Annotated in this window: 18 protein-coding genes; 12 read left to right on the top strand and 6 right to left on the bottom strand. The window is 72.8% G+C overall.

The window, feature by feature from the left end; translation table 11 throughout:
- Position 1 precedes the first annotated feature (1 nt).
- From ACZ58X_RS11610 to ACZ58X_RS11595, 4 genes are all read left to right on the top strand, one after another.
- Complete coding sequence (locus ACZ58X_RS11610; protein ID WP_470333477.1) at positions 2-859, top strand: universal stress protein; 858 nt, start codon at positions 2-4, stop codon at positions 857-859.
- 14 nt (positions 860-873) lie between these two features.
- Positions 874-1,575: a helix-turn-helix domain-containing protein gene (locus ACZ58X_RS11605; protein WP_470333476.1), complete on the top strand. Its 702-nt coding sequence runs from the start codon at positions 874-876 to the stop codon at positions 1,573-1,575.
- 168 nt (positions 1,576-1,743) lie between these two features.
- Positions 1,744-2,022 carry a dsRBD fold-containing protein gene (locus ACZ58X_RS11600; RefSeq protein WP_470333475.1) on the top strand — a complete coding sequence of 93 codons (279 nt, stop codon included), beginning with the start codon at positions 1,744-1,746 and terminating at the stop codon, positions 2,020-2,022.
- Between the two features lie 440 nt (positions 2,023-2,462).
- Positions 2,463-4,025, top strand: a complete 1,563-nt coding sequence (locus ACZ58X_RS11595) for an ATP-binding SpoIIE family protein phosphatase (RefSeq protein ID WP_470333474.1) — start codon at positions 2,463-2,465, stop codon at positions 4,023-4,025.
- 220 nt (positions 4,026-4,245) lie between these two features.
- Here the strand turns inward: ACZ58X_RS11595 and ACZ58X_RS11590 are convergent, their stop codons facing one another.
- Positions 4,246-5,061, bottom strand: coding sequence for a universal stress protein (locus ACZ58X_RS11590; RefSeq protein WP_470333473.1), 816 nt, complete (start codon positions 5,059-5,061; stop codon positions 4,246-4,248).
- Positions 5,062-5,279: 218 nt separating this feature from the next.
- On the opposite strand from ACZ58X_RS11590, the gene ACZ58X_RS11585 reads away from it, so the two are divergent.
- Together ACZ58X_RS11585 and ACZ58X_RS11580 are read left to right on the top strand one after the other, a co-directional pair.
- On the top strand, positions 5,280-5,912 hold the full coding sequence (locus ACZ58X_RS11585) for an Rv1733c family protein (protein WP_470333472.1): 633 nt from the start codon (positions 5,280-5,282) through the stop codon (positions 5,910-5,912).
- Positions 5,913-6,141: 229 nt separating this feature from the next.
- Positions 6,142-6,819 (top strand): response regulator, encoded by a 678-nt coding sequence (locus ACZ58X_RS11580; protein ID WP_470333471.1) that lies wholly within the window; start codon positions 6,142-6,144, stop codon positions 6,817-6,819.
- A gap of 71 nt (positions 6,820-6,890) precedes the next feature.
- Here the strand turns inward: ACZ58X_RS11580 and ACZ58X_RS11575 are convergent, their stop codons facing one another.
- Positions 6,891-8,609 (bottom strand): GAF domain-containing sensor histidine kinase, encoded by a 1,719-nt coding sequence (locus ACZ58X_RS11575; RefSeq protein ID WP_470333470.1) that lies wholly within the window; start codon positions 8,607-8,609, stop codon positions 6,891-6,893.
- Between the two features lie 217 nt (positions 8,610-8,826).
- Here ACZ58X_RS11575 and ACZ58X_RS11570 point away from each other — a divergent pair, with 217 nt between their 5' ends.
- From ACZ58X_RS11570 to pflA, 4 genes are all read left to right on the top strand, one after another.
- Positions 8,827-9,687: a universal stress protein gene (locus ACZ58X_RS11570; protein WP_470333469.1), complete on the top strand. Its 861-nt coding sequence runs from the start codon at positions 8,827-8,829 to the stop codon at positions 9,685-9,687.
- 186 nt (positions 9,688-9,873) lie between these two features.
- Positions 9,874-12,504: a bifunctional acetaldehyde-CoA/alcohol dehydrogenase gene (gene adhE, locus ACZ58X_RS11565; protein ID WP_470333468.1), complete on the top strand. Its 2,631-nt coding sequence runs from the start codon at positions 9,874-9,876 to the stop codon at positions 12,502-12,504.
- A 14-nt stretch (positions 12,505-12,518) separates the two neighbouring features.
- On the top strand, positions 12,519-14,783 hold the full coding sequence (gene pflB / locus ACZ58X_RS11560; protein WP_470333467.1) for a formate C-acetyltransferase: 2,265 nt from the start codon (positions 12,519-12,521) through the stop codon (positions 14,781-14,783).
- A 76-nt stretch (positions 14,784-14,859) separates the two neighbouring features.
- Entirely contained in the window at positions 14,860-15,594 is a 735-nt protein-coding gene (gene pflA, locus ACZ58X_RS11555) for a pyruvate formate-lyase-activating protein (RefSeq protein WP_470333466.1), read from the top strand.
- 129 nt (positions 15,595-15,723) lie between these two features.
- Here pflA and ACZ58X_RS11550 read toward each other — a convergent pair whose 3' ends face one another.
- The 4 genes from ACZ58X_RS11550 to ACZ58X_RS11535 all read right to left on the bottom strand — a co-directional run bounded on the left by ACZ58X_RS11550 (position 15,724) and on the right by ACZ58X_RS11535 (position 18,664).
- A complete protein-coding gene (locus ACZ58X_RS11550) occupies positions 15,724-16,191 on the bottom strand; it encodes a universal stress protein (protein ID WP_470333465.1) in 468 nt (155 codons plus the stop codon).
- 39 nt (positions 16,192-16,230) lie between these two features.
- On the bottom strand, positions 16,231-17,247 hold the full coding sequence (gene adhP / locus ACZ58X_RS11545; protein ID WP_470333640.1) for an alcohol dehydrogenase AdhP: 1,017 nt from the start codon (positions 17,245-17,247) through the stop codon (positions 16,231-16,233).
- 233 nt (positions 17,248-17,480) lie between these two features.
- A complete protein-coding gene (locus ACZ58X_RS11540; RefSeq protein ID WP_470333464.1) occupies positions 17,481-18,155 on the bottom strand; it encodes a CBS domain-containing protein in 675 nt (224 codons plus the stop codon).
- Positions 18,156-18,214: 59 nt separating this feature from the next.
- A complete protein-coding gene (locus tag ACZ58X_RS11535; RefSeq protein WP_470333463.1) occupies positions 18,215-18,664 on the bottom strand; it encodes a universal stress protein in 450 nt (149 codons plus the stop codon).
- A 379-nt stretch (positions 18,665-19,043) separates the two neighbouring features.
- On the opposite strand from ACZ58X_RS11535, the gene ACZ58X_RS11530 reads away from it, so the two are divergent.
- A complete protein-coding gene (locus ACZ58X_RS11530; RefSeq protein WP_470333462.1) occupies positions 19,044-20,588 on the top strand; it encodes an MFS transporter in 1,545 nt (514 codons plus the stop codon).
- 106 nt (positions 20,589-20,694) lie between these two features.
- The gene (locus tag ACZ58X_RS11525) at positions 20,695-21,084 is read left to right on the top strand and encodes an SCO5389 family protein (protein WP_470333461.1); all 390 of its coding nucleotides are present in this window, start codon (positions 20,695-20,697) and stop codon (positions 21,082-21,084) included.
- Positions 21,085-21,209 lie beyond the last annotated feature (125 nt).

The following is a 21,209-nucleotide window of genomic DNA, read 5'->3' as shown; positions in this document are numbered from 1 at the left end:
GATGAACGACTTCGCAACACGCCGCCCCGTGGTCGTGGGTGTCGACCGTTCCGAGGCGAGCCGCTGGGCCGTCCGCTGGGCGGCGGACGAAGCCGCCGGGCGCCACCTGCCGTTGCGCCTGCTGCATGCGCAGGAATGGCCGATCGGCCAACCGGCGGAGGGCCCGCCCCTCTCCTTCGGCTTCCGGGCCGCCGGGGAGACGCTGCTCGACACCGCCCGCATGCTGGCGACCGAGCGACAGCCCGGGCTGGAGATCGGCTCCGAACTGGCCGAGGGCCGACCGGTCCGGGTGCTGCGCGAAGCGGCCGACGAGGCCGCCCAGCTGGTACTCGGCGTCCGGCGGCTGACCGAGGCACGCTCCGCGCTGCCGATCGGCTCGAAGGGCACGTCCCTGGCCGGTCACCTGGACTGTCCGCTCACCCTCGTCCCCGAGCCCGCCGACGGCGTCTGCGGCCCCGGCCCGGTCGTGGTCGGTGCGGACGGCTCGGAGGCCTCCCGCACCGCGATCGGCTTCGCCTTCGAGGAAGCCGCGCTCCGGGCCACCGATGTGCTGGCCGTCGAGGTCCGGCTCCCCACCGAGGCCGGTCGGCCCGACCTGACCGGGCACTCCGTCGTGGACCTGTCCGAGGCACTGGCCGGCTGGCGGGAGAAGTACCCGCACGTCCGGATCCGGCACGAGGCGCTCACCGGCTCCCCCGCCCCGATGCTCGCCGCCGTCGCCACCCGCGCCCAGTGCCTGGTGATCGGCAGTCGGGGCCTCGGGGGCTTCCGCGGCCTGCTGTTCGGTTCCACCGGCCGCGCCCTCGTACACCGATGCACGGTGCCGCTGGTGATCGTCCCCAACAGCACCCCGGCCTGACCCAGGAGGTCATCATGCAGACCACGAACGACGGCCGGACGTCCGCCCGTCCCGCCGACCCGGGCGACCTCGGCCGCCGGGTCTCCCACCGCCGCAGCCAACTCGGCCTCACCCGGGAGACGGTGGCCGAGCGCGGCGGCCTGGACGCCGGGTTCGTCGCGTACCTGGAGACGCACCCCGTCCCGGTCGGTGTCACCACCCTCACCCGGCTCGCCGACGCACTGGACACGACGGTCACCGACCTGCTCGGCGGCGGACGCGACGTGCCGCCCGGCCGGGCTCGCGCCAACACCCGCGTACGCACCGAGGCGTTGGAACCGGCCGCCTGCTGGGCCAAGCTCGGCCCGGCCGGCGTCGGCCGGGTGATCCTCACGGCGCCGCGCGGACCGGTGGCCCTACCCGTCAACTACCGGGTCCTCGACGCCACCGTCCTGTACCGCACCGAAGCCGACGGCACTCTCGCCCGGGCCGCCGGCAGCGAGATCGCCTTCGAGGTCGACCGGCTCGACGACGTCTTCGCCACCGGCTGGAGCGTGCTGGTGAACGGCACCGTCTCGATCGTCGCCGACGAGGAGGCCGTGCGCTGGTTCCACCGGCATGCCGATCCCCACCCCTGGGCGGGAGGTGCCCGGGAGACCTGGATGCGCATCCGACCCACGGGCATCAGCGGCCGGATCATCCGCCCGGACGGTCCCCCGGTCATCGGAGCCGAGTAGGTGGACCCGGCCCCGCTCCGACCTCGCAACCACACGACGGGTCGGCCGGTTCACCTCGCCGGGCCCCGAACACCGCCGGATCGGTCCGATCGCCATCGAGTTCACGCAGGGCGGTTGACCCACCCGGCCGGACGAGCCCGAGCCTGCCCTACCCCGAGAGGACCGGACATGAGCACGAACACCACGACGCCGATTCGCACCAAGCAGTGGACCCTGCGCCTCGACCTCTTCGAGGAGGGGGACACCACCAAGGTCCACGCCGTTCTCGACACCGGCGACAACACCCTGGAGTCCCGCACCGCCGCCCACCGCAACCCGAACGACCCGCTCGTCCCCGAGATCGGCGACGAGTACGCGGCAGCCCGCGCCCTGATCGACCTCGGACACCAACTGCTCCGCAACGGGATCGCGGACGCCTCGGCGAACGACCGCTCGGAAGCCGGTTGAGCGAACCCGCCGGCCCTGCCCTCCGCCGGTCTGCTCACCGCGCCCCGCATCGGGTCCCGCACGGGCCGGCGTCGACGGACGCTTCACCGACCGGGCCGATCGGCGCACGGATCGTGACGCCTCGGCTCGTGACTCCTCGGCGACCTCCGCAGTGACGTGTCCGATACCCGATCGGGCCTGATCGAGAGGGTGAGAGAAAAGAACAGCGGGTGGCCGGGGATCCCTCGGCTCGACGGAGACCGCGTCCGGGGACGTCTGCCCTCTGACCGTCCCCCGACACCCTCCGGTGGACGATGCCCGTCGTTTCGCGATCGCATCCGTTCACAGCACGCCGCGATTGCACCGGGACCGGCCAGTTGGCGGCAACCGCGTTGCCCTGTCGCCAGGCTGGGATGGGATGACGTCCTGTCAACGGAACGCCGAGTCACGTAGAGGGCCGCATGGGTACGTCGAGAGCTAGACGGACGGTGTCACGCGGAGCGGGGCATCCCGCCGCGGAGGAGCGGTTCCGGGCCCTGCTGGAGGCCGCACCCGACGCGATGGTGATCGTCGACGCGACCGGCACGATCACACTCGTCAACGCGCAGACGGAAGCCCTGTTCGGTTTCCCGCGCGAGGAACTGCTGGGCCGTGCGGTCGAACTGCTGATCCCGGCCCGGTTCCGGGCGCACCATGTCCGGCACCGTGACGACTACGCCGCCAACCGGCAGGCCCGCCCGATGGGCGCCGGGCTCGATCTCCACGGACGCCGCAAGGACGGCACCGAGTTCCCCGTCGAGATCAGTCTCAGCCCGCTGGAGACGGCGGACGGACTGCTCTTCTCCGCCGCCGTCCGCGACGTCAGCGACCGCCGGGCCGCCGAGGCGGAACTCACCCGCCTCTACGAGCAGCAGCGGCACATCGCGCTCACCCTCCAACGGAGCCTGATGGGCACGCCACCCGCCATCCCCGGAGTGGAAGCCGCCCACCGCTACCTGCCCGCCACCCAGGGCGCGGGTGTGGGCGGTGACTGGTTCGACCTCATCCCGCTGGGCGCCGGCCGGGTCGGGATCCTCATCGGCGACGTCATGGGACGCGGGCTGGAAGCGGCTGCGGTGATGGGGCAACTGCGCTCGGCCGCCCACGCACTGGCCATCACCGGAATGGAACCGCGGGCCCTGATGACCGCCCTGGACACCGTCGTCGCCGACCTCGGCGTGCCCGAGCACCTGGTGACCTGCTGCTACCTGGTGATGGCCCCGGACACCCAGGACGTCTCGGTCTGCTCGGCGGGTCACCTCCCCGTGCTCACCGTGGCCGCGGACGGGCAGGTCCGCTCGCTGCCGGCACCGGTCAGCGCACCGCTCGGCGTCGGGGGCGTCCCGCACCAGCAGACCTCGATCGCGCTCCCGCCCGGTACGACGCTGGCGCTGTACACCGACGGATTGATCGAGACACCGGGATGCGACATCGAGGAACGGCTCGACAGCCTCATCGGCGCGCTCGGCGGAGCACCGGACACCGTCGACCTGGAGGCCCTGGCCGACCACCTGCTCGCCTCGCTCCTGCCGGACGCCGGCGGCTACGACGACGTCACCCTGCTCCTCGCCCGGACACCGGCGATCCCGTTGGCCTCGGCCGAGGTCGTCGTGCCCGCGCTCCCCGAGGCGGTCTCCGAGGCCCGCGCCTTCATACAGAAGACGCTGCTCGACTGGAACGCCGACGCGCTGCTGGACGACGCCCGGCTCCTGGTCTCGGAGATCTTCACCAATGCCGTCCGGCACGGGGCGGGCCCGGTGCGGCTCAACCTGCGCCGCCTGCCCACCGAACTGGCCGTGGAGATCACCGACCGCAGCCCGCGACTACCGCGCCCGCGGGCCGCCGAACCGGACGACGAGTCCGGCCGAGGCCTCCTCCTCGTCGAAGCCATCGCGCAGCGTTGGGGGGTGCGCGCCACCGAGGACGGGAAGACCACCTGGTTCAGCCTGCCCGTCGCGGGGGCGTCGCTCGCCACTCGGCGTTGACGCCCGGCCCCGACCACCGCGACACGGCGGGTCCGCTCCCGGCAGCAGGGCCGACCGCTCCCCCCGCCGGAGCCCGCTTCCTGCTGCGCCTCCCGGCGCCGGGCCAGTTGCCGTCACCGGCCGTCCACCGCACGTCCTGACCGGCCTTGGGCCCTTACCACCGGCCTGGCCCTGGGCAGCGGCGCGCCGTTGCCCAGGGCCACCCGCGGCCCGACCCGGCTCAGGGACCCGGCACGACGGCGACCGGGCACTCCGCGTGGTGCAGTGCGGCATGGGCCACCGGGCCGATCCGCCCGACCGGTGCGCACGGGCGTCGGCCCAGCACGAGGAAGCACGCCTTCGCCGACGCCTCGACGAGCACCTGTCCGGGGCCGCCGGGTTCTCCGTCCTCGGTCACCGGCACCCCGGGGTGAGCGGCCCGCCAAGGCGTGAGCGCCACGGCCAGCAGGTCGCGTTCCGCCCGAAGCAGGCCCTCCGAGCGGCTCGGATCCCCCTGGGGCCACACGTGCAGGGCGCGGAGTGCCAGGCCATGACAGCGGGCCAGGTCGAAGGCGAAGTCGAGGGCGGCCGCGGCCGGGCGGCGGGCGTCCACCCCGACGAGGACGTGGTCCCGGGGCACCGGGTCCTCCGCGACGGGGACCACGATGACCGGGCACCCGGCGCGGGACGCCACGTGGAGGGCGGTCGCACCTACACGCAGCCCGGGGAATCCACCGTCGCCACGTGCGGCCAGGACCAGCAGTTCCGCCTCCTCCCCCGCCGCCACCAGGGCCGCCGTCGCGACGTCGTACACCTCCTCCACCCGCACGGTCAGCTCCGGGTGGCGGACGGCCAGCACATGCCGCACTTCCGCGAGCGCGCTCCGCTCGCCGCACCGGGGGCGCGTGTCCCGCCCCGACAGCAGGTGCGGCATCAACGGCCACGCGTGCAGGACGCGCAGCCCGCGTCCCCTCGACAGCGCCTCCTCGGCGGCGAGCTCGGCCGCCCGCAGACTCGCGGACGATCCGTCGACCCCCACCGTGACGGGCAGTTCCATGGCGGCCATCTCCTTCCGGTTGGGCGACCGGCCGCCCTCATCGTCCCGCCGGCCGTGCACCGGCGACAGGACCGGGCGGGCCCGGCCGGGCCGGGACCAGTGGGCCCGGCCTGGGTCCCGTGCGTCCCTGGGCCGCCCCCGGGTACGCCGACGACAGTGGTCCCGGGCCCCAATCCGGGACACCACCGTCCCCGGCCCCGACGAAGGAGCACAGGGACATGGCCGCCACCTCCGCCTCCGCACGGTCCACCACGCTCGGGAGGCCGCTGCGGCGCCACTGGCACCGCGCCGTCGGCATCGAACACAACCCGCTGGCCCGCCCGCTCGACCGGGCGCGCAGCCGCGCGCTGCTCCTCGCCGCCCTGTGCGCGGCGCTGGCTGTGGTCGCGGGCACCGGTGTCTCGTGTGCCGCCATCGCCGCAGGGCAGCGTGCCGCCACCCTGACGGCGGCCCACCGGCACCGGGTGGAAGCGACCCTGCTCTCCCCGACCGGTCAGGTGGGCGGGCTGTCGGGCGACGGCCGGATCCGGTTCCGGGCCACCGCCACCTGGAACACACCGTCCGGCCGGACCACGACCGGACCGGTCGACGTCGACCGGCCGATGCCCTCCGGCGCCGCCACCCGCGTGTGGGTGGACGACGACGGCGAACCGGCCGCCGCCCCGCCGACCACCGCCGACGTCGTCATGGACGCCGTGTTCCTCGGGCTGGCCGTACTCGCCGCCCTCGGAGTCCTGGTCGGCACGGGTCTGTGCGTCCGGCTCCGCAGGCTCGATCACTGGGCCGACCGACGCTGGCAGCTGTCCTGGGCCCGTCTCGAACCGGTCTGGAGCCGCCGTGGCACCCGATGACCCGGCGCCGGTGAAACAGCGTCACAGGACCGGAACCCGGACCAGCCGACGGACAGGGTCCCGTCCTGCCGGGACAGCTCCCTCGACGACGGCACCGCACACGCCCGTCGAGTGACCCGGCCGGGACATCGGGGCCGTTCGGCCCTATCGGAAGGGCCCGTCCGGGGTGCACGCTTCGCTACGGCCCATCCACCCCGCCGTCGCGGCGGACCCAGGACCCGGAGAAGTCATGACGGAAACCGCCACGTCCCGTGCGGCCCTCCCCATCCGCGTGTTCCTGCTGGACGACCACGAGGTGGTCCGCCGGGGTGTACGCGAGCTCATCGAGACCGAACCGGACCTGACGGTGGTCGGCGAGGCCGCCACCGCCGAGCAGGCACTGGCCCGGGTGCCCGCGCTGCGCCCCGACGTCGCCGTCCTCGACATGCGGCTGGCCGACGGGGACGGTGTCACCGTCTGCCGCGAACTGCGTTCGAGCATGCCCGAGTTGGCCTGCCTCATGCTCACGTCCTTCGACGACGAGGACGCCCTGCTCGACTCGATCGTGGCCGGCGCCGCCGGTTACGCGTTGAAGCAGATCAGCGGCACCGACCTGGTCGCCGCGATCCGGACCGTCGCCTCCGGCCAGTCCATGCTCGACCCCGGCGCCACCAGCCGTGTCATGGCCCGGTTGCGGTCCGAGCGCACCCCACAGGAGCCGGGGCTACCCGAACTCACCGAGCGGGAAAGGGAGATCCTCGCCCTGGTCGGCGAGGGACTGACGAACCGGCAGATCGGCGAACGGCTGTACCTCGCGGAGAAGACCGTCAAGAACCACATCTCCCGGCTGCTCGCCAAACTCGGTGTCGAGCGGCGCGTCCAGGCGGCGCTCATCGCCAACCGGCCCCTCGTACCGACCACCCGATAGACCGGACGGACCTCGCCGGCGGGCCCACGCGCCGACCGGTCCGGCCCGGACCGGTCGACCGCCGGCCTCGTTCAGAGGCCCAGCGGTGCCGACCACTCCAGCCGGGTGCCGCCCTCCGCGGGGCACTCGACCTGGAACGCCCCGCTCAGCGCCTCGGCCCGCTCCGCGAGGTTCCGCAGGCCGCTGCGCCGCCCCTGTTCGGGGATGCCGACCCCGTCGTCCTGCACGGACAGCGCCACCCGACCGCCCGTTGCCCGGAGCGCGACCTCGACCCGGCCCGCCCGCGCGTGGCGGGCCGCGTTGCTCAGCGCCTCGGCCAGCACGGCGAGGACGTGCTCGGCCACCTCCGGCGGCACGTCGGTGTCCAGCAGACCCTCCATGCTCAGCCACGGCGCGAAGCCGAGCACCGCCTGCGCCTGTTCCACCTCACGGACGGCCCGGGCTCGCAGCCCGCGGCCGGCGGCCTCCTCGCGGGCCCGGAGGCCGAAGATCGTCGACCTGATGATCTTGATGGTCTCGTCCAGGTCCCCGACCGCCCGTAGGACCCGGTCCGACGCGCCGGCGTGGTCGATGAACCGCGCCGCGCTCTGCAGCGTCATCCCCGTGGCGAACAACCGCTGGATGGCCAGGTCGTGCAGGTCCCGGGCGATCCGGTCGCGGTCCTCCAGCATCGCCAGCTGCTCGGCGTCACGACGGCGCTCCGCCAACTCCAGCGCGAGCGCGGCCTGGTCCGCGAAGCCCTGCAACGGGCCGATCTCACGCTCGGTGAACTCGGCCGCCCCCGCCTGCCTGGCCAGCATCAGCACACCGTCGATCCGGCCCGCCGCCCTGCCCAGCGGCACCGCGACCGCGGGTCCGAGTCCGCCGAACCGACGCGGCCCGGCCGACCACCGTGGATCACCGGCCAGATCCGCGGTGGTCACCGGCACCCCCGAGGCGCAGGCCTCCCCCGACAGGGCCCCCTCCAGCGGCACCACCAGACCGGACCGGGCGCCCGTGTCCCCGCCCAGCGCCAGTTCCACGCGGAGCGTGTCCGTCCCGGACTCCGGTACGGACACGTCCGCCAGGTCCGCACCGGTGATCTCCCGCGCCCGCTGCGCGATCAGCTCCAGCACCTCCGAGCGCGATCCGCCCGACAACAGGGCCCGGGTGATCTCCGCACTCGCACTCAACCAGCGCTGCTGACGGCGCGCCTCCTCGTACAGCCGGGCATTGTCGATCGCCACCCCCGCGGCCACCGCGAGCGTGGAGATCACCGCCTCGTCGTCCGCGTCGAACTGCTCACCGCCCTGTTTGTCGGTCAGATAGAGGTTTCCGAACACCTCTTCGCGCACCCGCACCGGAACGCCCAGGAAACTCCTCATCACGGGGTGGTGCGCCGGGCAGCCGAACGACGAGGGGTGCTCGGACAGGTCCTCCAGCCGCAGCGGCTCCGGGTGGCGGATCAGCTCACCCAGCAGGCCCCGCCCGGTCGGGTACGGGCCGATCCCGGCGATGTCCTCCTCCGTCAGGCCCACCGTGAGGAACTGCGACAGCGTCTCACCGTCCGGACCGATCACCCCGAGCGCCGCGTAACGGGCGTCCACCAGGACGGCGGCCGCCTCGACGATCCGCCGCAGCACCTGGGTGAGGTCCAGCTCGCGGCCGACCGACAGCACCGCCTCCAGCAGGCTGTGCACCCGGTCCCGGGTGCCCCGCGCCGCGTCGATCCGCGCCTGGAGCTCCTCCAACAGCTCGTCCAACCGCAGTTGGGGCATGCGTGACCGCCCGACCTCGCCACCCACCGACATCCTCCTCGCCTCGGCCGATGGACCGGATTCTCGCAGACGACGGCGAACTCCCGGGTGGACTCGGCAGGGACTCCCGGCCGGGCGCTCCAGGACCTTCGGTGCCGGAGCGGGGCTGCTCGGCCCCTGTGGGAGCACCGGCGTCCGGCGGGAGGCTGTTCGCCGGACGGACCGCACACACCGGTGCCGCGGACGGCCCACGGAAAGGGAGGTCACCGAGATGTCGCACAACGTGGTGGTCGGGATCGACGGTTCGATGCCGAGCACGGCCGCAGCCGACTGGGCCGCCGCCGAGGCCCTCCGGAAGGGCCTCGGCCTGCGGATGGTCCACGTCGCGGGCACCGAGTCCGACGCCCTGGTCCGCGAGCTGGACGGGGTGGGCGGGGTACCGGGGCCCGTGGCGGCGATCCGCGACCGGGTCTCGGCCGCGCTGCCCGACCTGGAGGTCACCTGCGAGGTCCTGCCCGGGCATCCGGTGCCCGCGCTCACCGCTGCCGGCCGTCGTTCCGCCCTGTTGGTCCTCGGGACCCGCGGCCTCGGCGGCTTCGCCGGCCTGCTGGTCGGCTCCGTCGGCCTGCGCGTCGCCGCCCGCGCCGAATGCCCCGTCGTCCTGGTCCGCGCCGGCGCCGACGGGCACGGCGGATCGCCCCGCGACGTCGTGGTGGGCGTACGGGGCGACCGGCCGTGCGACGCCGTGCTCGGCTTCGCCTTCCAGCACGCGGCCGACACCGGCGCGGTCCTGCGGGCGGTGGAGAGCCGGCACCTGTCCCAGGGGCCGTACGTGACGGACGCACCGCTGGACGACCGGGAGATCACGGAGGCGCTCTGGGCCGCCGAGGAGGTGAGGCTCCGGGACGCTCTGGCGCGCTGGCGGGAGAAGTACCCCGGGGTCCGCACGCAGGTCGACGTGTGCGCCTGGAACGCGGGCAGGACGCTGGTCGAGGCCTCGCGCAGCGCGTCGTTGGTGGTGCTCGGACGAAGCGCCCCCCGGCACCCGCTCGCCGCGCCCCGCCTCGGAGCGGTGGCCCACGCGGTCCTCCACCACGCGCACAGCCCGGTCGCGATCGTGCCGCACGCCTGAACCACCACCGTCTTCCCCGGTTCCGGGGAAGGGACCGATCGCGCCCGCCCCGGGACCTTCGAACCGCAGGACGTGTCCCGATGGGCCGCTCCCCGGGACCGCCCCAGCAGGAAGCCTTGAGGCGAGGGCGCAACCGAGACCGCCGACGCCCCGCTCCACGACATTGCCCCGGAAAGGTAGTCCGGCATGCCACGCCACCCGCAGGACGAAGGTCCTCGTACCGAGGATCCGACCGCCGTCGACCGCCTGGTCGCCTCCGCTCTGACCGCTCTCCAGGAGTACACCGACTTCACCCAGGAACAGATCGACCACATCGTCAGGAAGGCCTCGCTGGCCGCGCTGGAACGGCACACCGCCCTCGCGGTGCTCGCCGTCGAGGAGACCGGCCGCGGTGTCTTCGAGGACAAGGCGGTGAAGAACGTCTTCGCCTGCGAGAACGTCACCCACGTGATGGCCCGCACCAGGACCGTCGGGGTGGTGCGCCGCGACGAGATCGACGGGATCGTGGAGATCGCCGAACCGGTCGGCGTGGTCGCCGGCATCACTCCGGTGACCAACCCCACCTCGACGACGATCTTCAAGTGCCTGCTGGCGCTCAAGACCCGCAACCCGATCGTCTTCTCGTTCCACCCCGCGGCCCAGCGCTGCTCGGCCGAGGCGGCCCGGATCGTGCGGGACGCGGCGGTGACGGCCGGGGCCCCGCAGCACTGCGTCCAGTGGATCGAGGAGCCGTCGCCGGCGGCCACCCACGCCCTGATGAACCACCCGGACGTCGCGACGGTCCTGGCCACCGGCGGCAACGCGATGGTCCGGGCCGCGTACTCCTGCGGCAAGCCCGCGCTGGGCGTGGGCGCGGGCAACGTCCCCGCGTACGTCGAGCGGAGCGCGGACCTGGAACGGGCGGTCAACGACGTCGTCCTGTCGAAGTCCTTCGACAACGGCATGATCTGCGCCTCCGAGCAGGCCGTGATCCTGGACGCCGAGATCCGCGACGTCGCGCTCGGCGAGTTCCGCAGGCTCAAGGCGCACCACGCGAGCGCCGAGGAGAAGGCGCTGCTGGAGCGGCACCTGTTCGGGGCCGGGGACGGAACGGCCTGTGCGGGCGGCCGGCTGAACTCCTCGGTGGTGGGGCGCTCGGCCGCGCAGGTCGCCGAGGCGGCGGGATTCACGGTGCCGGCCGAGACCTCGGTGATCCTGGTCGACTGCGAGCGGGTCGGTCCGGCCGAGCCGCTGACCCGGGAGAAGCTCTGCCCGGTACTCGCCGTACTCACCGCGCGTTCCCGCCGGGAGGGCGTCGAACTGGCCGCCGCGATGGTGGAGTTCGACGGACTCGGGCACTCGGCCGCGGTGCACACCGAGGACGCCTCGTTCGTGGAGGAGTTCGGGCACGCGGTCAAGGCCTGCCGGATCATCTGGAACGCGCCCAGCTCGCACGGCGGGATCGGCGACATCTACAACGCGTTCACGCCTTCGCTGACCCTGGGGTGCGGCAGTTACGGGCACAACTCGGTGTCCGGGAACGTCTCGGCGCTGAACCTCGTGAACATCAAGCGGATCGGGCGGCGCAACACCAACATGCAGTGGTTCAAGGTCCCGCCGAAGATCTACTTCGAGCGCAACTCCGTCAAGTACCTGGCGAGCATGCCGAACGCGCATCGCATCGTCGTCGTCACGGACCGGACCATGGTGGAGATCGGCCACCTGGAGCGGATCCGGGGCGTCCTCGGCCGCCGCCGCGATCCCGTCGAGGTGCGGGTGATCGACGACGTCGAGCCGAACCCGAGCATCGACACGGTCCGCAGGGGCGCGGCCCTGATGCGGGAGTTCGAACCGGACACCATCGTGGCGCTGGGCGGCGGCTCGCCGATGGACGCCGCCAAGGTGATGTGGCTGATGTACGAACACCCGGAGGTGGAGTTCGCGGACCTGAAGGAGAAGTTCTTCGACATCCGCAAGCGCGCCTTCACCTTCCCCGACCTCGGGGAGAAGGCGAAACTGGTGTGCATCCCGACCACCTCGGGCACCGGCAGCGAGGTCACCCCCTTCGCCGTCATCACCGACACCGCCACCGGCCAGAAGTACCCGCTCGCCGACTACGCGCTCACCCCCAGCGTCGCCATCGTCGACCCGGCCCTGACCACCGCACTGCCCCCGCACGTCACCGCCGACACCGGCTTCGACGCCCTCACCCACTGCATCGAGACCTACGTCTCCGTCTACGCCAACGACTTCACCGACGGCCTCGCCCTCCAGGGCATCCGGCTGATCTTCGAGAACCTGGAACGCGCCGTGACCCACGGCCCGGACGACCCGGTGGCCCGGGAGAGGATGCACAACGCCGGCACGATCGCCGGCATGGCCTTCGGCTCGGCCTTCCTCGGCGCCGTCCACGCCATGGCCCACACCCTCGGCGCGACCTTCCACATCGCCCACGGCCGCACCAACGCCCTCCTGCTCCCGCACGTCATCCGCTGGAACGGCTCCGCCCCGGTCAAGGTCACCGGCTGGCCCAAGTACCGGAGTTACGCGGCCCCCGAGCGCTACCGGACCATCGCCCGCACGCTCGGCCTGCCCGCCGCCACCCCCGAACAGGGCGTCGAGTCCCTCGCCACCGCCGTCGAGGACCTGCGCGACCGGGTCGGCATCCCCCGCTCCTTCAAAGCCGCCGGCACCGACGAGACGGCCTTCCTCGCGGCCCTGCCGCAACAGGCCATGAACGCCTACGAGGACCAGTGCGCCCCCGCCAACCCCCGCATGCCCATGCTCGCCGACCTGCAGCAGCTGATGCGCCAGGCCTACTACGGCGACCGAGCCTGAGAGAGGACGTCGAGATGACCACCTCGCAGCAGGAGCAGACCACGAGCGCCTGGGACGGGTTCAAGGGCGGGCTCTGGCGGGACACCGTCGACGTCCGGGACTTCGTCCAGCACAACTACACCCCCTACGAGGGCGACGCCTCCTTCCTGGAGGGCCCCACCGACCGCACCCTCGCGGTGTGGCGGCAGATCACCGACCGCTTCCCCGAGGAGCGGGCCAAGGGCGTGTACGACGTCGCGTACGACATCCCCTCCGGCATCACCGCACACGCACCCGGATACATCGACCGCGAAAGGGAGTTGATCGTCGGCCTGCAGACCGACGCCCCGCTCAAGCGCGCGATCATGCCCAACGGCGGCTGGCGGATGGTCGCCGGCGCGCTGCGCGCCTACGGCTACCCGGTCGACCCGGAGCTGGAAACGGTCTTCACGCGGTACCGGAAGACCCACAACGACGGCGTCTTCGACGCCTACACCCCCGAGATCCGGGCCGCCCGCAAGGCCGGCGTCATCACCGGCCTGCCGGACGCCTACGGGCGCGGCCGGATCATCGGCGACTACCGCCGCGTCGCCCTCTACGGCGTCGACCGGCTGGTGACGGCCAAGCTCGCCGAGAAGGCCGGCCTGGACGCGGCGCCCACCGACCCCGCGCGGATCGAGGAGACCGTCCGCGCACGCGAGGAACTCGCGGAGCAGATCAGGGCCCTGGGCGAGCTCAAGGAAATGGCCGCGGCGTACGGCTACGACGTCTCCGGGCCGGCCCGCACCGCCCGGGAGGCGGTCCAGTGGCTGTACTTCGCGTACCTGGCCGCCGTCAAGGAGCAGAACGGCGCCGCGATGTCGCTCGGCCGCACCTCGACGTTCCTCGACGTCTACCTCCAGCGCGACCTGGAGGCAGGCCTGCTGACGGAGCGTCAAGCACAGGAGTTGATCGACGATTTCGTCATCAAGCTCCGGATCGTCCGCTTCCTGCGCACCCCCGAGTACGACGAGCTGTTCTCCGGCGACCCGACCTGGGTGACCGAGTCGATCGGCGGCATGGGCAGCGACGGCCGCACCCTGGTCACCCGGACGTCCTTCCGCTACCTGCAGACCCTCTACACCCTCGGCCCCGCGCCCGAGCCGAACCTCACCGTCCTCTGGTCGCCGCGGCTCCCGCAGGGATTCAAGGAGTTCTGCGCCCGGGTGTCCATCGACACCTCATCGGTGCAGTACGAGTCGGACGAGCTGATCCGCCCGCGCTTCGGCGACGACGCCGCGATCGCCTGCTGCGTCTCCGCGATGGAGGTCGGCCGGCAGATGCAGTTCTTCGGCGCCCGGGTCAACCTCGCCAAGACCCTGCTCTACGCGGTCAACGGAGGCCGGGACGAACTCTCCGGCGAGCAGGTCGGCCCCGCCACCGCCCCGGTCCACGGGGAGGTGCTCGACTACGAGGAGGTGCTCGCGCGCTTCGACGAGCAACTGGAGTGGCTCGCCGGGACGTACGTCCACGCGCTGAACGTCATCCACTACATGCACGACAGGTACGCCTACGAGCGCCTCGAAATGGCCCTGCACGACCGCGACGTCCGGCGCACCATGGCTTGCGGCATCGCCGGCCTGGCGGTCGCCGCCGACTCCCTGTCCGCGATCAGGTACGCGCGGGTCAGGCCCGTGCGCGACGGGACCGGGCTGGTCACCGACTACCTGGTCGAGGGCGAGTACCCCGCGTACGGCAACAACGACGACCGGGCGGACGAAATCGCCGTACGGCTCGTCGAGGAGTTCATGCACAAGGTGCGCAAGCACCCCACCTACCGGGGTGCCGAGCACACCCAGTCGGTGCTCACCATCACCTCCAACGTCGTCTACGGCAGGAAGACCGGCAACACTCCGGACGGCCGCCGGGCCGGTGCGCCCTTCTCCCCCGGCGCCAACCCGATGAACGGGCGCGACGCCCACGGCTACGTCGCCAGTGCACTGTCCGTCGCCAAACTGCCCTACGAGCAGGCCGAGGACGGGATCTCCCTCACCAACACCGTCACCCCCGACGCGCTCGGACCCAGCCCCGAGGAGCGCGTGCGCAATCTGGTCGGTGTGCTGGACGGCTTCACCTCTTGCCGCGGCTTCCACATGAACGTCAACGTCCTCGATCGCGACACCCTCCTCGACGCGATGGAGCACCCCGAGAAGTACCCGCAGCTCACCATCCGGGTGAGCGGCTACGCGGTCAACTTCGTCCGCCTCACCCGCGAACAGCAGCTCGACGTGATCGGCCGCACCTTCCACGACGCCCTCTGAACCCCCATCCGCTCGCGGTGCCGACGCCTCCCCGACCACAGGCGCCGGCACCGCGTCACACCCCGAGGAACACCCGATGGCCGCGACCGGCATGCTCCACTCCTGGGACCTCTCCACCGGCGTCGACGGCCCCGGCACCCGCTTCGTCGCCTTCCTCGCCGGCTGCCCGCTACGGTGCCTCTACTGCCACAACCCCGATACCTGGTCCATGCGCCACGGTCGGCCGTGCTCGGCGGACGAGATCGTGCGGGAGGCCGGCAAGTGCACCGGGTTCATCCGGGCCGCCGGCGGCGGAGCCACCATCAGCGGCGGTGAGCCGCTCCTCCAGCCCGACCTCACCGGCGAGTTGCTGCACCGGTTCAAGCACGAACTCGGCCTGCACACCGCCCTGGACACCTCCGGCTACCTCGGTGCCCGGGCCTCCGACGCGCTGCTCGCCGACACCGACCTCGTGCTCCTCGACGTCAAGTCCTGGGACCGCGCCCTCTACCGGCACCTGACCGGCCGGGAGCTCGCCCCCACCCTGGCCTTCGCCCGCCGCCTGGCCGACCTCGGCACCGAGGTCTGGGTCCGCTTCGTCCTGGTCCCGCACCTGACCGACCCCATCGACAACATCGAGGGCGTCGCCGCCTTCGCCGCCTCGCTCGGCAACGTCACCCGCGTCGACGTCCTGCCCTTCCACCGGCTCGGCGCCCCCAAATGGCGTGCCCTGGCCCTGGACTTCCCCCTCGCCGACACACCGGCACCCACTCCGGAACGGACTGCCGAAGCCCGCGCGGTCTTCACCGCCCACGGCCTGTACGCCGTCTGACCGCCCGGGCCGCGACCACGGAGACCCGCCTGCGGGGCCCGACCGCGTCGGGTCCCGCCGGCACCCGCGACAACGCGCGTGCGCCGCGCCGATCACGTCGGCGCGGCGCACGCGTACGCGGTCCGGAGGTCACCGTCCGTCGGCGTGTTCCGCGTTCTCCGGCCCGGCCGCCCGGACGACGACGACCGGGCAGGTGGCATGCTGGACGCAGTGCTGGGTGACCGAGCCGAGCAGCGCCCCGGCGAAGCCCCCGTGGCCTCGGCTGCCGAGGACCAGGAGTTCCGCCCCCTCGGCCGCCGTCAGCAGGACCTGGGCCGCATTGCCGTGGGCGACGCGCTCGCGGATCTCCACCGGGCAGTCCCGGCCCGACTCCTGCTCGACCGCCTCGGCGAGGGCCTTGCCGGCGAACGCCTCCAGGTCCGCGTCCACCACTGCCATGCCCAGACCGTAGTAGGCCGGGTACTCCCAGGTGGTGACCGCCTCCACGGCGGCTCCGACCAGGGCGGCCTGCCGTAGAGCCCATCGGAGGGCGGCCCGGGAGGACTCCGAGCCGTCCACACCCACCACGATCCGCCGTCGTGCCGTCCTGTCGTTCATCTCGTCCACAGTCCTTTCCCTCGATGGTGGTCGCGCGGTTCAGCCGCGCAGGTCGAAGACCAGACGGGCCGCGACCTTCCCTGCCAGGACCTCGTCGAAGCAGGCGTTGACCTCGTCCAGGTGGCGCGTCTCGCGGATGACCCGGGTGCGGCCGAGAGCGTGCAGGCGGAACACCTCCGCGAGGTCCTCGCGGGTGCCGACGATCGAGCCGATCACCCTGGTGCCGTTCAACACGGTCTCGAAGACCGGGAGTTCGAGCTTGCCACCGGCCGGGAGCGCGACCAGCACCAGCGTGCCGCCGCGCCGCAGCGCACCGTAGGCGGCCTGGAAGGAGGCGTTGCTGACGGCGAGCGCGATCGCGGCGTGGGCACCACCGAGGGCCTGGACCTCGGCGGCGACGTCCTGGGTACGGGCGTCCAGGACGTGGTCGGCACCGAGATCACGGGCGAGGGCGAGCTTGTCGTCGGTGACGTCGACGGCGATGGTCTCGGCGCCGCAGATCCGGGCGTACTGCAGCGCGAGGTGGCCGAGCCCGCCGATGCCGGAGACCAGCACCCGGGTGCCCGGGCGGGCACCAGAGACCTTGAGCGCCTTGTAGGTGGTGACCCCCGCGCAGGACAGCGGAGCGGCATCCAGCGGGTCGATCCCGGCGGGTACGGGGACGACGTAGTCACCGTGCGCGAGCGCGTACTCGGCGTATGCGCCGTCCACCGAGTAGCCGCTGTCGTGCTGCCGGAGGCAGAGCGTCTCCCAGCCGGTCACGCACTGGTCGCAGCGCCCGCAGGCGTCGGCCAGCCACGGGATGGCGACCCGCTCGCCGACCCGGACGTGCCGGACCTGCTCACCGACCGCCTCGACGGTGCCCACGCCCTCGTGGCCGGGCACGAACGGCGGGTTCGGCTTGACCGGCCAGTCGCCGTGCGCGGCGTGGATGTCGGTGTGGCAGAGGCCGGAGGCCTCGATCCTGACCAGCACCTGGTGCGCGGCCGGCCGGGGCACCGGGCGGTCCTCGATGACCAACGGAGCGGTGAAGTCATGGACGACGGCGGCCTTCATGGCGTTCCTGCCCTTCGCGGAGTGGGGGCGGCGCCCCGAGCGGGGGCGCTTCGACTCCATCCCACCGCCTCCGCCGGGATTGTGCTGGGGCCGGGCGGTGCACCCCGCCCGGGCCCTTGGTCCCGATCCGCCCGGCGCGCGTCCCCTCGCGCGGCGGGCTGGGACGACGTGGGACCGGCCGCCACCGGGGTTCGGTGGCGGCCGGTCCGGGGCCGCGCGGGCGTGCCGGCGGATCAGTCGGTCGGGTGCCGGGCCGGGACGGTACCGGGACGGCCACCGAGGTGACCGGTGACGTCGACGACGCCGTCCACACCACGGCACAGGCGCTCGACCACCGCCGCCCCGCCCCCGTGGTCGAGCATGCCGGCGAGCGTCACCCGGCCGTCCCGCACCCGGACGTCCACGGTGTCCGGATCGATGCCCAGGACCCGGCGAAGGACCTCGGCCCGGATCTCCTCGCGGATGGCCGAGTCGTGGCGCAGGAACACCCGGAGCAGGTCGCTTCGGCTGACGATGCCCACCAGGCGGCCGGCCTCGTCGACCACGGGCAGCCGCTTGACGCGCTCACCCCGCATCACCCGGGCCGCCTCGACCACCGTCCACTCCGGGTGGGCGCACACGGCCGGGCGGTTCATCAGGCCCACCGCGGTGGTCGCCCGGCTGCGGGCACGGTCCCGGGGCGGAAGGTCCGGGGCGAGCATCAGGCCGGCCGGGTCCTCCTGCGCCGCCTCGTTGAGCAACAGGTCGGCCTCGGAGACCAGGCCGAGCGGGCGGTCCTCCTCGTCGAGCACGGGGACGGCCGTGATGTCGTGCTCGGCCAGCAGCCGGGCGATCTCCTTGAATCCGGTGTCGGGTCGCACGTGCACGACGGCCGGGGTCATCAGTTCTCCCACGATCCGGTGTCGCATGGTCGGCTCGTTCCTTTCCGGTCGGCGGCGCGGCCGCGCTTCGGGGACGGGTGTACGGGTCAGTCGTTGGGGTGGCGGACGACGACGACCGGGCAGGGAGCGTGCTGGACGCAGTGCTGGCCGACCGAGCCGAGCAGCGCACCCGTGAAGCCGCCGTGGCCCCGGCTGCCGACGACCAGGAGCTCGGCGCCGCGCGCCGCGTCCAGCAGGCACTGCGCGGCGCCGCCCTCCTGGACCCGGGTCCGGACCTCCACGGGGCCGCCGGTGGCACCGGCCTCCCTGACGCTGTCGTCGAGGACCTTGCGCGCGATGCCGGGCAGGTCCTGGTAGGCCGTGATCGGCACGGACCATCCGGTGGTCACCGGGTGCTGCCAGGCGGTCAACGCCTCCACGACGCCACCTTGCAGACGGGCCTGACGCACGGCCCACCGCAGGGCGTCGACCGAGGCCGCCGACCCGTCGACGCCGACGACGATCCGCCGTTGCCGCGATCCGGTCTGCTCACTCATGGGTGTCCTCCTCGCCGTTTCCGTTTCCTCAACCATCCGCTTCGCCGGAGTCGTTGCGAAGGACCGAACGGGACCGCCCGGAGGGGACCTTCAGCCCGGTGAACGGATGTCTCGGCCCGGCCGGTGCGGGACTACCGCCCCCGGGGCGACGCCGCCGGGCGATCAGCGCTGCCACGTCCAGTCCGTAGCCGGGCTCACCGCCCTCGTGGTCGAGCCCGGGGTCTCCGGCGCCACGCGGCTCGGCCCGCCGGCGTCCGAAAACAGATGGTTGTCGGTAATGAACGGTTGTGTTCCCTATCTCCCCGGGCTACCGTCGGTAGTGGCGAACGCATCCGTCCCCCTGCCCCGCGTTCGCCCCCGAGCCATTGGGGAACCTGCCATGGCAACCTCGCGTGCCCTGGCCACGGCTCCGCCCGCGACCGCACGTCGGGGCCAGCACCCAGGGATTGCCCTCACCGTCATCGCGGCCACTCAGCTGATGGTCGTGCTCGACATCACCATCGTGAACATCGCCCTGCCGCACATCCAGCAGGCGCTGAGCTTCTCCACCACCAACCTGTCCTGGGTGATCAACGCCTACACGCTGACCTTCGGCGGGCTGCTGCTGCTCGGCGGGCGCGCGGGCGACATCCTCGGGCGCCGGCGGGTGTTCATCGTCGGCGTGCTGGTGTTCAGCTTCGCCTCGCTGCTCGGCGGGGTCGCCCAGTCCTCGTCCTGGCTGCTGGCGGCCCGGGCGTTGCAGGGTGTGGGCGGGGCGATCGCCTCGCCGACGGCGCTGGCGCTGATCGCCACCAACTTCAAGGAGGGCCCGGAGCGCAACCGGGCCTTCGGTGTCTACTCCGCCGTGGCCGGTGCGGGCGGGGCGGTGGGCCTGCTGCTCGGCGGCATGCTGACCTCCTGGCTGTCCTGGCGGTGGGTGCTGTTCGTCAACGTGCCGATCGGCATCGCGATCGCCCTGCTGGCGCCGCTGTACATCAACGAGTCCGACCGCCACCCCGGGCGCTTCGACCTGCCCGGGGCGTTCACCGCCACGGCGGGCATGGTGTCCCTGGTGTACGGCTTCATCAGGGCCTCCGACCACGGCTGGACGGACGCCGTCACGCTCACCTCCTTCGCCCTCGCGGTGGTGCTGCTGTCGGCGTTCGTCGCCAACGAGCGGCGGGTCCCCCAGCCGATCACCCCGCTGCACCTGCTCCGCGACCGCAACCGCTCCGGCGCGTACGGGCTGATGCTGTGCGTGGCCGCGACGATGTTCAGCATCTTCTTCTTCATCACCCTGTTCGTGCAGGAGATCCTGGGGTTCAGCCCGCTGCGGGCCGGGTTCGCGTTCCTGCCGATCAGCGTGGCCATCGTCGGCGCCGCCCAGTTCGCGGCGCGCACCCAGATCCGGTGGGGCCCGAAGCCGTTCCTGGTCGCCGGGTCGGTCCTGGTCCTCAGCGGGGTGTTCTGGGCGACCCGGATCGACATCCACAGCACCTACGTCGGCGGGATCCTCGGACCGACGCTGCTGTTCGGCTTCGGAATGGGCTCGATCTTCGTCCCGGTGATGCTCACCGTCGTCTCGCACGTGGCCCCGCACGAGACCGGGGCGGCGACCGGCAGCCTCAACGCGATGCAGCAGGTGGGCGGTTCGCTCGGCCTCTCGATCCTGGTCACGGTGTACGGGACGGCCAGCCGCAACGAGGCGCGGCAGCAGGTCGGGGCGTTCCTGCGGCAGGCCACCCCGCAGCAGGCCCTCCAGTTCAGGGCCAGCGGCAAGCTCCCGGCGCCGTATTCCTCGAACGTCCTGGTGCACGGCATCACCAGCGCCTTCCAGATGGGCCTGGTCTTCGCGGCGCTGGCGGTGGTGATCGCGGTGTTCGTCATCAAGGTGCGGCCGGCGTCGGGGGCGTCGGACGTCAGCCCTTCGGGGGGCGGTACTTGACAGGGCGTCGGGGCGTCCAGGACAGTCCTTAGCGCACATGGTTTTCATCTTCGTTAACCATTTCCCCGTGCGCGCCCCGGGCGCGCCCCCGCGAAAGAGGACCCCCATGTCGCTCGACGTCTCCCCCGCCCTGCTCGACCAGGCCCGCGACGGCCACGTCGACCAGGCCGACTTCCTCGACACCGTCCGCGCCTCGCTCCCGTACGCCTACCAGGTCGTCGCCGGGCTCAGCACCGAACTCTCCGACGGCAAGGCCGAGTTCACCACCGACAACACCACCCCCAGCGACGAGCAGCGGGCCCAGCTGCTGCGCGCCCTGGCCAGCAACGCCATCCGCGGCAGCCTGGAGGAGCACTTCGGCGTGAAGCTCGCCTTCGTCAACTGCCACCGCGTCGGCGCCTTCCGGCCCGGCTCCGAGGACGGCGCGGCGTACCGCGAGTTCACCTCGCCGCACAACCAGATCCGCAACCAGAGCCCGGAGCTGCGCAGCTGCTGACCGGCGCGGGGGGGGGGGGGGGAGAACACCCCCCCCCCCCCCCCCCCCCTCCTCCCCCTTTCCCCCCGTTTTGTTTCACTACGAACCACTTTTCTGGTTCCCCCCCCAGCTTTTTGTAAACAACA

This window comes from Kitasatospora sp. NPDC040550, from assembly GCF_055594965.1.
This window is presented reverse-complemented; position numbering and strand designations above follow the sequence as displayed.